General features: G+C 58.7%; 11 protein-coding genes. 5 read left to right on the plus strand and 6 right to left on the minus strand.

Going from position 1 to position 11,140, the window contains the following annotated elements; translation table 11 throughout:
* Window positions 1-16: 16 nt before the first annotated feature.
* On the minus strand, window positions 17-502 hold the full coding sequence (locus tag PMI37_RS16375) for a flavin reductase family protein (RefSeq protein ID WP_008082748.1): 486 nt from the start codon (window positions 500-502) through the stop codon (window positions 17-19).
* 324 nt (window positions 503-826) lie between these two features.
* On the opposite strand from PMI37_RS16375, the gene PMI37_RS16380 reads away from it, so the two are divergent.
* Complete coding sequence (locus PMI37_RS16380; RefSeq protein ID WP_008082749.1) at window positions 827-2,233, plus strand: purine-cytosine permease family protein; 1,407 nt, start codon at window positions 827-829, stop codon at window positions 2,231-2,233.
* 358 nt (window positions 2,234-2,591) lie between these two features.
* The gene (locus PMI37_RS16385) at window positions 2,592-3,692 is read left to right on the plus strand and encodes a polyamine ABC transporter substrate-binding protein (protein ID WP_008082750.1); all 1,101 of its coding nucleotides are present in this window, start codon (window positions 2,592-2,594) and stop codon (window positions 3,690-3,692) included.
* Between the two features lie 109 nt (window positions 3,693-3,801).
* On the opposite strand, the gene PMI37_RS16390 is transcribed toward PMI37_RS16385, so the two are convergent.
* A complete protein-coding gene (locus PMI37_RS16390) occupies window positions 3,802-4,779 on the minus strand; it encodes a TerC family protein (protein ID WP_008082751.1) in 978 nt (325 codons plus the stop codon).
* Window positions 4,780-4,975: 196 nt separating this feature from the next.
* Here PMI37_RS16390 and PMI37_RS16395 point away from each other — a divergent pair, with 196 nt between their 5' ends.
* A complete protein-coding gene (locus tag PMI37_RS16395) occupies window positions 4,976-5,920 on the plus strand; it encodes a Dyp-type peroxidase (protein ID WP_008082752.1) in 945 nt (314 codons plus the stop codon).
* Here the strand turns inward: PMI37_RS16395 and PMI37_RS16400 are convergent, their stop codons facing one another.
* Window positions 5,921-6,709: an AraC family transcriptional regulator gene (locus PMI37_RS16400; protein WP_008082753.1), complete on the minus strand. Its 789-nt coding sequence runs from the start codon at window positions 6,707-6,709 to the stop codon at window positions 5,921-5,923.
* A gap of 84 nt (window positions 6,710-6,793) precedes the next feature.
* Between PMI37_RS16400 and PMI37_RS16405 the strand changes: the two genes are divergently transcribed.
* Window positions 6,794-7,792 (plus strand): bile acid:sodium symporter family protein, encoded by a 999-nt coding sequence (locus PMI37_RS16405; protein ID WP_008082754.1) that lies wholly within the window; start codon window positions 6,794-6,796, stop codon window positions 7,790-7,792.
* A gap of 92 nt (window positions 7,793-7,884) precedes the next feature.
* Here PMI37_RS16405 and PMI37_RS16410 read toward each other — a convergent pair whose 3' ends face one another.
* Window positions 7,885-8,487, minus strand: a complete 603-nt coding sequence (locus PMI37_RS16410) for a LuxR C-terminal-related transcriptional regulator (RefSeq protein ID WP_008082755.1) — start codon at window positions 8,485-8,487, stop codon at window positions 7,885-7,887.
* Window positions 8,488-8,602: 115 nt separating this feature from the next.
* Here PMI37_RS16410 and PMI37_RS16415 point away from each other — a divergent pair, with 115 nt between their 5' ends.
* A complete protein-coding gene (locus PMI37_RS16415) occupies window positions 8,603-10,231 on the plus strand; it encodes an ATP-binding response regulator (RefSeq protein ID WP_008082756.1) in 1,629 nt (542 codons plus the stop codon).
* A 116-nt stretch (window positions 10,232-10,347) separates the two neighbouring features.
* Here the strand turns inward: PMI37_RS16415 and yecR are convergent, their stop codons facing one another.
* Together yecR and PMI37_RS16425 are read right to left on the minus strand one after the other, a co-directional pair.
* Window positions 10,348-10,656: a YecR family lipoprotein gene (gene yecR, locus PMI37_RS16420; RefSeq protein ID WP_008082757.1), complete on the minus strand. Its 309-nt coding sequence runs from the start codon at window positions 10,654-10,656 to the stop codon at window positions 10,348-10,350.
* Between the two features lie 231 nt (window positions 10,657-10,887).
* Window positions 10,888-11,140 (minus strand): hypothetical protein (locus PMI37_RS16425; protein WP_443216821.1); only part of this gene is annotated, 253 nt, incomplete at its 5' end.

Genomic DNA, 11,140 nt, shown 5'->3' on the forward strand with positions numbered 1-11,140 from the left:
TGTGTTGAAAAGGGGATCAGGCTACAGCGGGCAGGGCGCCCATCTTGCCGTGGCAGTACACCAGCGGCCCGGCATCCTGCTCGGGCACGATCAGGTTCTTCACCGCGCCGACCATGATCGCGTGGTCACCCCCTTCATATTCGCGCCACAGCTCGCACTCGATGACTGCCGTTGCATTGGCCAGAATCGGGTTGCCCAACTTGCTCAACGTCCACTCGATGCCCTGCGCCTTGTCCTTGCCTTTACGGGCGAAGGCGTAGGCTTCGCTTTGCTGGCTACCGGATAAAAGGTGAATGGCAAAACGTTTGTTCTTGATCAAAACCGGATAGGAATCAGAGCTGTAGTTGGGGCAGAACAGCACCAGCGCCGGGTCCATCGACAGCGAACTGAACGCGCTGGCGGTCAGGCCGACGATCTGGCCATCGTCATCCAGCGTGGTGATGACAGTGACGCCGGACGGGAACGAGCCCATGACTTGTTTGTAGATGGCAGCATCGATCATTGGGTGGTCCTCGGGTGGTGTGACGCGGTTTTTATGTGTTTGTAGGTCTGATGGTATACCGTAATACATTCTTTGCAAGGGATTTTCAGGTGAACCGATAAACGTGCTGCTTTCGTCGTAAAGTCAATGTTTACGGGGCTTTAACCTGGTCAGAGGCGTGCGGAATCAGCGAGGATGGCGGATCAGATAGCGTTCAAATTAGCGGATCAGTCTTGTGCAAAGTTTGGAATACCATAATATGGTTTGCATCTGAGGGGCGACCAGAGAGTCCCCCCGGTTTGGCTTCATACAACGATAAGAACAGACAAACTCGAGTTCATGCATATGTCCCAGATGTCCCGGCAAGATCCGTTGATCGAGAATCATACGGTCGACTACGTCCCACTCGCGGAACGCCACGGGAAGGCCCGCGACCTGTTCACCCTTTGGTTCAGCACCAACATTGCGCCACTGCCCATTGTCACCGGCGCCATGGTGGTTCAAGTGTTCCATCTCGATTTGTTCTGGGGGCTGCTGGCGATTGCGCTGGGGCACATGATCGGCGGCGTGGTGATCGCGCTGGCGTCGGCCCAGGGCCCGCGCATGGGCATTCCGCAGATGGTCCAGAGCCGCGGTCAGTTCGGCCGCTATGGTGCGCTGCTGATCGTGTTTTTTGCGGCGATCATCTACATCGGCTTCTTCATTTCCAACATCGTGCTGGCCGGTAAATCCATCGTCGGCATCGCGCCGTCGGTGCCGGCGCCGCTGAGCATTCTGATCGGTGCGTTGGCGGCCACGGCGATTGGCGTGATCGGCTACAACTTCATTCACACGCTGAACCGCATCGGTACCTGGGTGATGGGCAGCGCGTTGCTCGCCGGTTTCATCTACATCTTTGCCCATGACTTGCCGGCGGACTTCTTTACGCGCGGCAGTTTCAACCTGTCGGGCTGGCTGGCGACGGTGTCGCTGGGGATCATCTGGCAGATCAGTTTCTCGCCGTACGTCTCTGACTATTCGCGTTACCTGCCGGCCGATATTGGTATCGCCAAGCCGTTCTGGGCGACGTATCTGGGCGCGACGCTGGGCACGATTTTGTCTTTCACGTTTGGCGCCGTGGCCGTGCTGGCGACGCCGGAAGGCACTGAAGCGATGGTCGCGGTCAAGCAGTCCACCGGGTGGCTGGGTCCGATTCTGATGGTGCTGTTCTTGCTCAATATCATCAGCCACAACGCGCTGAATCTGTACGGCGCGGTGCTCTCGATCATCACCTCGATCCAGACCTTCGCCAGCCAATGGACGCCAAGCATCAAGGTGCGCGTTGTTCTGTCGAGCGTGGTGTTGGCCGGTTGCTGCGTGGTGGCGCTGGGGGCTTCGGCGGATTTCATTTCCGAGTTCATCGGCCTGATTCTGGCGCTGTTGCTGGTGCTGGTGCCGTGGGCTTCGATCAACCTGATCGACTTCTACCTGATCAAGCGTGGCTGCTACGACATCACCTCGATCTTCCAGGCTGACGGCGGCATCTACGGTCGCTTCAATCTGCACGCGATCGTTGCCTACTTCATTGGCATCATTGTGCAGTTGCCGTTTGCCAACACTTCGCTGTACGTAGGGCCGTATGCCAATCTGGTGGATGGTGCGGACTTGTCTTGGCTGGTTGGTCTGGTGGTTACCGTTCCGCTGTATTACTGCCTGGCGACACGTGGCCAAGCGCAGCAGAGCAGGGTGGCAAAACTGGGCTACACAGACTAAGTCCCCCCGCAGCCAAAACTGTGGCGAGGGGATTTATCCCCGATCGGCTGCGAAGCAGTCGTGAAATCAGCGAATGCGGTTCTCCCTTGGATTGAAGGGGGGCCGCTTCGCAGCCCATCGGGGATAAATCCCCTCGCCACAAGTGATTTGCAGGATGCTCGCGCATCCGGGTGGTCATTCATATTGGCCACATCGATCCCCTTTTGGCCCATCCCCCACTGTGATCCGTCTACGCTGTCGGCAAGAATCAAAACCACAACTAGACGCTGGACCTTTTTACCCCGGCTACCCTTACAGCCGCTGCCGTGTACAGAACATAAAAACCATCGAACTCACGCCGCATTCTGGGGATACAACCATGGTCACGATGAAACGCATTCTGGGTGCCACCGTGTGTGGGCTGACGCTGCTGGCCAGCGCCGTCCAGGCCGAGCAACGCGAACTGCGGGTATACAACTGGGCGGATTACATTCTGCCGTCGGTGCCCAAGGATTTCGCTGCAAAAAGTGGCATCAAAGTGATCTGGGACACCTTCGACACCAATGAATCGCTGGAAGCCAAACTGCTCACCGGCAACTCCGGCTACGACCTCGTCGTGCCGTCGAACCAGTTCCTCGAAACGCAGATCAAGGCGGGCGTGTTCCAGAAACTCGACAAGTCGAAACTGCCGAACTGGAGCCACCAGGATCCGGAGCTGTTGAAACTGCTGGGCAAGAACGACCCGGGCAACCAGTACGGCGTGCCTTACATGGTCGGCACCGTGCTGATCGGCTTCAACCCGGCGAAGGTCAAGGCTGCGCTGGGCGATAACGCGCCGGTCGACAGTTGGGATCTGGTGTTCAAACCGGAGAACATGGAAAAGCTCAAATCCTGCGGCGTAGCAATGCTCGATTCACCGACGGAAATTCTGCCGCTGGCCCTGCATTATCTGGGACTCGATCCAAACAGCCAGAACCCCGCCGACTATGAAAAAGCCAAAGAACTGATGCTCAAGGTCCGCCCCTACGTGACCTACTTCAACTCGGCCAAGTACATGACCGACATCGCCAACGGCGACATCTGCGTGGCCATCGGGTATTCGGGCAGTTTCTACCAGTTCGGCAACCGTGCCAAAGAGGCGAAAAACGGTGTCGTGGTCGACTGGCGCTTGCCGAAGGAAGGCGCGCCAATCTGGTTCGATACCTTCGCGATTCCGAAGAGCGCGAAGAACGTCGAAGAGGCGCACGAATTCCTCAACAACTTGCTCGATCCGAAAGTGATCGCGCCCATCAGTGACTTCCTCGGCTACCCGAATGCGAACAAGGATTCGATCCCGCTGATCAACAAAGAAATCACTGACAACCCGAACCTGACACCAACGCCGGAGGCGCTGAAAAACCTCTACGTCGTCCAGCCATTGCCGCAAAAACTGGAACGCGTACGCACCCGCGTCTGGACCAACATCAAATCCGACAAATAACCCTCTGTTTCTATTACATCGCCGGATCGTGAAAACAACCCGTGTAGGAGCTGCCGCAGGCTGCGATCTTTAAAAGACAAGATCAAAAGATCGCAGCCTGCGGCAGCTCCTACAGGAGGTTTGCGCGGTTCTCTTTGCGGGAGATGAGCAGGCTCAACAGGACCGAGCCGAGAATCACCCCACCCACTACCGCCAGCGACCACTCCACCGGCATGTGCAGCCACGGCATCAACACCATCTTGCTGCCGATAAATACCAACACAATCGCCAGCCCATACTTGAGCAAATGAAAGCGCTCAGCCATGTCCGCCAGCAGGAAGTACAGCGCCCGCAGGCCCATGATCGCGAAGATGTTCGAGGTGAAAATGATGAACGGGTCGGTGGTCACAGCGAAGATTGCCGGGATGCTGTCGACCGCAAACATCAAGTCGCTCGCTTCGATCAACACCAACACCAGAAACATCGGCGTCGCCCAACGCACGCCGTTTTGCACAATGAAAAACCGCTCGCCATGAAAGCCGCTGGTAATGCGCAAATGCCCGCGTACCCAGCGCAGCAAGGGATTGTTGTCGAGGTCCGGTTGATGCTCGGCGAACACCAGCATCTTGACCCCGGTGATGATCAGGAACACACCGAACGCGTACAGCAGCCATGCGAACTGCGACACCAGCCACACGCCGGCGAAGATCATCGCCGCGCGCATCACAATCGCCCCGAGCACGCCGTACAGCAGCACCCGTCGCTGCAACTCGGGCGGCACGGCGAAGTAGGTGAAAATCATCACAAAGATGAACATGTTGTCGATCGACAGCGATTGCTCGATCAGGTAACCGGTGAGAAATTCCAGAGTCTTCTGCCGGGCGATATCCGCGCCGAACGTGCCGTTCAGGTACCACCAGAGCAGGGCGGCGAAACTCAGCGCCAACAAGCACCAGGCAATGACCCAGGACAAGGCTTCGCGCACTGACACCCGATGCGCCTTGCGTCCACCGAAAACAAACAGGTCCAATGCCAGCATCGCTAGCACAAAGACGATGAAGGCGCCCCACATCCAGGGTTCGCCGATGTTGATGTGAGTGGCTGGCATGTCACGCTCCCTGTCTGTGATTCGATTAGGCTCAGACGAAGCCATGCTAGCGGCGCGTTGGCGGGCAAGAAAAATCGTTTATTTCTGCGGTAGAGTTCGATAAAAACGAAGTGTCGGGCCAACAGGGGCATCCGATTCTTCCTCGATTTCCGGGTCGCACCGTTGGTGTCACCCTTACGGAGCGGCATTTTCAGCCATGCAAACCGACATTCTCGAACCGCAAGCCGTGTGCAGCCCGATCACCCGCAGCGCGATTTTTATCGTCGCGACACTCAATGAGGGGGCCTACGCCGCCGCAACCGTGAAAGGCTGGTGCGGTGATGTTGCCGGGCTGGTGCGGTCGGTCGGCAAGCGCGTGCCGTCAGGCAATCTGACCTGTATCTGCGGCTTTTCCTCGAACGCCTGGGATCGCCTGTTCGGCCACCCGCGCCCGGCGTCCCTGCACAGCTTTCGCGAATTCGGTGGAGAAGGGCGCCACGCACCGTCAACTCCGGGCGACCTGCTGTTGCACATCCGTGCCGATCAGATGGACCTGTGCTTTGAACTGGCCACGCAAATCATGGCCGTGCTGGGCGACGCCGTCAGCGTGGTCGACGAGGTGCAGGGCTTCCGCTATTTCGACATGCGCAGCATCATCGGTTTTGTCGACGGCACGGAAAACCCGGTCGGGCGCAAAGCGGTCAATTTCACCATCGTCGGTGACGAAGATCCGGAGTTCAGCGGTGGCAGCTACGTGCTGGTGCAGAAGTACCTGCACAACATGACTGCCTGGAATTCGCTGAGTGTCGAAGCGCAGGAACGGGTGATCGGTCGCAAGAAACTCTCCGACATCGAACTGGACGACTCGGTTAAACCTTCCAATTCACACAGTGCACTGACGACGATCACCACCGCCGAGGGCGAGGAGGTGAAAATCCTGCGCGACAACATGCCGTTCGGCCGGCCGGGCGCTGGCGAGTTCGGCACATTCTTCATCGGTTACGCGCGCAAGCCTGAACCGATGGAGCAGATGCTGGAGAACATGTTTGTCGGCAATCCGGTGGGCAACTATGACAAGTTGCTCGACTTCAGCACCGCCGTCACCGGCGGCTTGTACTTCGTACCTTCAGCCGATCTGCTGGAAGAACTCGCGGAGCGTTGATCAGCGAAAAAACTCCCCCGGCGTTTCGCCAAACTGTTGTCGGAACGCCGCGATAAACGCCGACGTCGAGTCGTATCCGCAGGCCAGCGCCACATCGGTCACGCGTTCGCCTTTCTCCAGCGGCGTCAGCGCCCCGAGCAAGCGCAGGCGTTGACGCCAGGCGCGGAAGGTCAAGCCGGTGTCGCGCAGGAACAGGCGGGTCAGGGTTTTTTCAGTGACGCCGAATTTCTCGCTCCAGTGGCTCAGCGTGGTCTGTTGTTCCGGATGTTGTTCCAGGCTCTGATAGATCTGCCGCAATCGTGGGTCCTGCGGCAGCGGCAGCATCAGATCGATCTGCGGGGCGTCGGCCAGTTGATCAAGGATGACCTGGGCCAGACGTCCATGCGGGCCACTCTGGTCGTATTCCACCGGGACCTGACTGAACGCGCGAATCAACTCTCTGAGCAAATCGCTTACGCCAAGTACATGACAGCGGTCGATCGCCCAACCGGCGACGCTGCAATCGATGTACAGACTGCGCATTTCGGTGTGCGGCGAGCTGAACACCCGATGCGGCACACCCGCCGGAATCCACACGGCGCGCTCTGGCGGGGCGACGAAGCGTCCTGCGCTGGTTTGTATTTCCAGCACGCCCTGAATCGCATAAGACAACTGCACCCACGGATGGCTATGGCGCCGGGTCAGGGCGCGATTGGGCAGCGATTCCGTGCGTCCATACAGAGGGCGCGGCAGGCTGGGCAGCCCGGGAATGCTGCGGCGGATGCTTTTGTCATGTCCTTTAGGCGGCATCTCAAGGCTCTTCGGCGTTAGTCGGTAATTTTCAGTCACGTTAGAGTCATCGGCACGCACTGGCAACCCCCGGATAAAAACACCATGACTCGCCCAAGATTTTTGCCCGATAACTTCACCCTGACGCTGATCGGCGTTGTGCTGCTCGCCAGTTTTCTGCCGGCCAGCGGCCAGGTCGCGGTCGGTTTTGGCTGGCTGACCAACATCGCCATCGCGCTGCTGTTTTTCCTGCATGGCGCCAAGCTTTCCCGCGAGTCGATCATCGCCGGCGCCGGTCACTGGCGTTTGCATCTGTTGGTGTTCGGCCTGACCTTCGTGCTGTTCCCGCTGTTGGGCCTGGCGCTGAAACCGCTGCTCTCACCGCTGATCGGCGACAAGCTGTACATGGGCATGTTGTACCTCTGCGCCTTGCCGGCCACGGTGCAGTCGGCGATTGCCTTCACCTCGCTGGCGCGGGGCAATATTCCGGCGGCGATTTGCAGCGCGGCGGCATCGAGCCTGTTCGGGATTTTCCTCACGCCGTTGCTGGTGACGCTGCTGCTCAACGTCCACGGTGATGGCGGCTCGACGCTGGATGCGATCCTGAAAATCAGCGTGCAATTGCTGCTGCCATTCATTGCCGGGCAGATCGCACGTCGCTGGATCGGCGCGTGGGTCGGGCGCAACAAGAACTGGCTGAAGTTCGTCGATCAGGGTTCGATTCTGTTGGTGGTTTACGGTGCGTTCAGCGAGGCCGTCAACGAAGGCATCTGGCATCAGATTCCGCTGATCGAGTTGCTGGGGCTGGTGGTGGTCTGCTGCATCCTGCTGGCGCTGGTGTTGCTGGCCTCGACCCTGTTGGGCAAGGTGTTTGGCTTCAATCAGGAAGACCGCATCACCATCCTGTTCTGCGGCTCGAAAAAGAGCCTGGCCACCGGCGTGCCGATGGCGCAGGTGCTGTTTGCCGGCAGCACGATTGGCGTGCTGATCCTGCCCTTGATGCTGTTCCATCAGATTCAGTTGATGGTCTGTGCCGTCCTGGCCCAGCGCTACGCAAAGCGCCCGGAATCGGTGCCGGAACTGATGGCCCAAGTCGACCCATAACACACCGTCTACGTGTAGGAGCTGCCGAAGGCTGCGATCTTTTGATCTTGTCTTTAAAAACAAAGTCAAAAGATCGCAGCCTGCGGCAGCTCCTACAGAGTTCCTGCGTATTTCACGGCTGCCGCCCGCGAGGGCACGTTCAGCGTGCGTAATAAAGAAGACACATGAATCCGTACCGTGAACGGTGAAATATCCAGTTCGCGGGCGATTTCCTTGTTGGTCTTGCCTTGGGCAATCAAGCGCAGCACGTCCTGCTGACGAGGCGTGAGGGCGGCGCCGCTTTCAAGCGGCAACAAGCCCGAAGGCGCAAACTTCACCAGCACCTCACCTTCACGAATCGCCAGAATCGCCTGACCGATTTCATCGGGGGCAATGTTCTTGCCGATAAAACCGTCGATCCCGGCGGCCATGACTTCGCTGATCAGCGACTCATCATCCACCATCGACACCACTATCAACGTGGTACGCGGCAAGCGTCGACGCAGTTCGGCCAACTGGCTGACGCAGGTCAGCCCGGGGAACCTGAGATCGAGAATCAGCGTCTCGGGTTCGTCACCCAAGGGCAGCAGGGCCAGTACGGCGTCGAGGTCACCGGCTTCGTCGATAACGGCTTCGGGCAGCAAACGCTGAACCGTGTGCAGCATTGCTTCGCGAAACAGCGGGTGATCGTCGGCTATGATAATTCGGCAGGTCATGGCGTGACCCTCCCTGGGTCAGGCGTTGCTTAAGGCCTGCACATTAGCACCGAGCGCAAGGGTTGCCTGTAGGTTCCTTTTGATTTTGACGATTGCCGCACAAGGATGTTTAACCATGAAGTTCGAGAAAAACACCGAACTCGACCAGGCCAATCTGCGCATTATCATCGCCAGTATTGCCGTGGTTTACATGCTCATCCTCGGTTTTTTGCCGGGCCAGCGCTTCGATACGTATCTGCCGGTGGTCACCTACATCTTTGTGTTTTTGCTGGCCTCGATAGGCTTGCGTCAGGCGATTGCGCGCTGGCCGGGGCATTACCCGGCGCGGCGGATTTTCGCCATGGTCCACGATTACACCGGCACCTGCTTTGGCCTTGTGGTCGGTGGCGAGGCGGCGTTGCCGCTGTATGCGGTGATCATCTGGGTCAACCTCGGCAATGGTATGCGCTATGGCTCGCGTTATCTGGCGATTGCCACGGCATTGGCGTTGCTGGCGCTGGTGTGTGTTTATCGTCTGACCCCGGTGTGGCAGGCGCAACCGTTCATGGTGTTGATGCTGATCATCACCAGCACGGTGATCCCGTTTTATGCGCACTTGCTGTTGGAGCGTACGCGCAAGGCCTCCGAAGAGGCGGTGGTGGCGAATCTGGAAAAGTCGCGGTTTCTTGCCCAGGCCAGTCATGATTTGCGCCAGCCTATTCACTCTATCGGCCTGTTCACCGCGTGCCTGCGTGAGTCACGATTAGGCGATGAGGAGCGGCGTCTGGTCGACAATATCGACCGTTCATTGCTCAATGTTTCACAGCTGTTTCGCTCGATTCTCGATCTGTACACCCTCGATAACGGTCGCGTCCTGCCGAAACTGCAAAGTGTGAATCTGGGCGAATGGCTGGCGGAGCTGATTCGCCAGAACGCTGAAGCCGCACATTGGGCCGGCGTTGAGCTGCGCTTGCGACCTTGCCCGTACTGGGTTCAGACCGATCCGGCACTGCTGGCGACCATGGTGCAAAACGTGCTTTCCAACTGCTTCAAATACGGTGCGCATCGGCCGGTTTTGATCGGCGTGCGTCGGCGCGGGGCAGGGCTGGCCATTGTGATTTATGACCAAGGCCACGGAATTGCCGAAGAGCATCTGGCCAAGGTGTTCGAGGAGTTTTATCGGGTGCGGCAAGTGCGTGACAAAGACGTCGAAGGCGTGGGGCTGGGGCTGGCGATCGTCAAGCGTCTGGGAGAGTTGATCGGCGTAAGTGTTGCCCTGCGCTCGCGGCTCGGGCGGGGAACGGCGGTGACCTTGTACGGGTTGCCGATCACCTCACCGCCGCAGTCAGCGGTCAATCGGGATGAGGCGCGTCAGGTCGGTTTGCTGACCGGGCTGAAGGTGTGTCTGGTGGAGGATGATCGCAACGTATTGCTCGCGACTTCGGCGCTGTTGGAGCGTTGGGGCTGTGTAGTTCAAGCTGAACTGAGCGGGCGGGATTTGATGACTGACTGCGACATCATCGTCGCCGATTATGACCTCGGCACCCACGCCACTGGCATCGAATGCATCGACGATGTGCGCAGGCAACGCGGTTGGGCCGTGCCAGCGATGATCATCACCGGACATGACGTCGAAAAAATCCAGGCAGCCCTGCACGACCGTGACATCGCCATTCTGTCCAAACCGGTACGCCCGGCCGAACTGCGCGCGACCTTGCGAGCCCTGCGCGATCGCCAGCCCGAACTCACCGAAAATGCCTTGTAGGTGTCCATGGGTCTGTAGGCGCTGCGGCACGCTGCGATCTTTTGATGTTGATGAGAAGAGCAAGATCAAAAGATCGCAGCCTCGTTGCACTCGACAGCTCCTACAGGGTCAAGCGTCTAGCGCTTGCACAGGTAATCCTGGGTGATGGTGGTCTGCAGGCAGTTGTATTGCCCCATGGTGCGGCAGATGTTTTTCTCGGAGCCGGTGACCTCGGCGTTTTTGTATCCCCAGGTCTTGCAGCGTTGCGCGGCGACGGTCAGGCCTTGTTCGGCGCTGGTCTGGCCGCTTTCGAATTGGCCCAGTTCATAAGAGACCTGGACGACGCCATCGTTTTTGCTGCCGCCAGTGGCTTCCCATTGTTTCGGCGTGGCACAGCCAGTGAGGAACAGGGCGCTAAGCGTGAGTGTTGCGATCAGGGATTTCATAGTGTTTCTTCCTTGGTGTTGTTCTGATTTCCAGGCACAACGATCCGCACGCTGCGAACAGGCAACGTCGAGGAGCATCGGGGATGCGGGGAATATAACGCCAGGTGAGGAGGCGGTCGATTAGCACAAATGTGCTAGTGCGGTGCTCAACAGGCGGCTCGTGGGAACCGCCCGTTGGGCCAAGGGATGATTACTGAGGGCTGTTGAACTGGTCGGAATAACTGCCTGTCATCAATGCGGAGGCGACCCGATCAGAGCCGACGCCGACCCGCGAATAGGCAACTCGGTTGACACCGGTACGATCAGCGCCATCAGCCGCCAATGCGCCTGCACCGACATGATCGGCACCATCAGAAGCGACTGCGCCCGCACCGACATGGTCAGCCCCGTCGGAAGCGACCGCGCCCGCACCAACATGGTCAGCCCCATCAGAAGCCACCGCGCCTGCACCGACATGATCGGCGCCGTCAGAAGCCACCGCGCC

The organism is Pseudomonas sp. GM80 (genome assembly GCF_000282515.1).
GTDB lineage: Bacteria > Pseudomonadota > Gammaproteobacteria > Pseudomonadales > Pseudomonadaceae > Aquipseudomonas.

Bases quoted from the DNA above. Each gene is read 5' to 3' on its own strand.
- PMI37_RS16375 (WP_008082748.1), bottom strand. From the start codon at position 502: ATGATCGATGCTGCCATCTACAAACAAGTCATGGGCTCGTTCCCGTCC.
- PMI37_RS16380 (WP_008082749.1), top strand. From the start codon at position 827: ATGTCCCAGATGTCCCGGCAAGATCCGTTGATCGAGAATCATACGGTC.
- PMI37_RS16385 (WP_008082750.1), top strand. From the start codon at position 2,592: ATGGTCACGATGAAACGCATTCTGGGTGCCACCGTGTGTGGGCTGACG.
- PMI37_RS16390 (WP_008082751.1), bottom strand. From the start codon at position 4,779: ATGCCAGCCACTCACATCAACATCGGCGAACCCTGGATGTGGGGCGCC.
- PMI37_RS16395 (WP_008082752.1), top strand. From the start codon at position 4,976: ATGCAAACCGACATTCTCGAACCGCAAGCCGTGTGCAGCCCGATCACC.
- PMI37_RS16400 (WP_008082753.1), bottom strand. From the start codon at position 6,709: ATGCCGCCTAAAGGACATGACAAAAGCATCCGCCGCAGCATTCCCGGG.
- PMI37_RS16405 (WP_008082754.1), top strand. From the start codon at position 6,794: ATGACTCGCCCAAGATTTTTGCCCGATAACTTCACCCTGACGCTGATC.
- PMI37_RS16410 (WP_008082755.1), bottom strand. From the start codon at position 8,487: ATGACCTGCCGAATTATCATAGCCGACGATCACCCGCTGTTTCGCGAA.
- PMI37_RS16415 (WP_008082756.1), top strand. From the start codon at position 8,603: ATGAAGTTCGAGAAAAACACCGAACTCGACCAGGCCAATCTGCGCATT.
- yecR (WP_008082757.1), bottom strand. From the start codon at position 10,656: ATGAAATCCCTGATCGCAACACTCACGCTTAGCGCCCTGTTCCTCACT.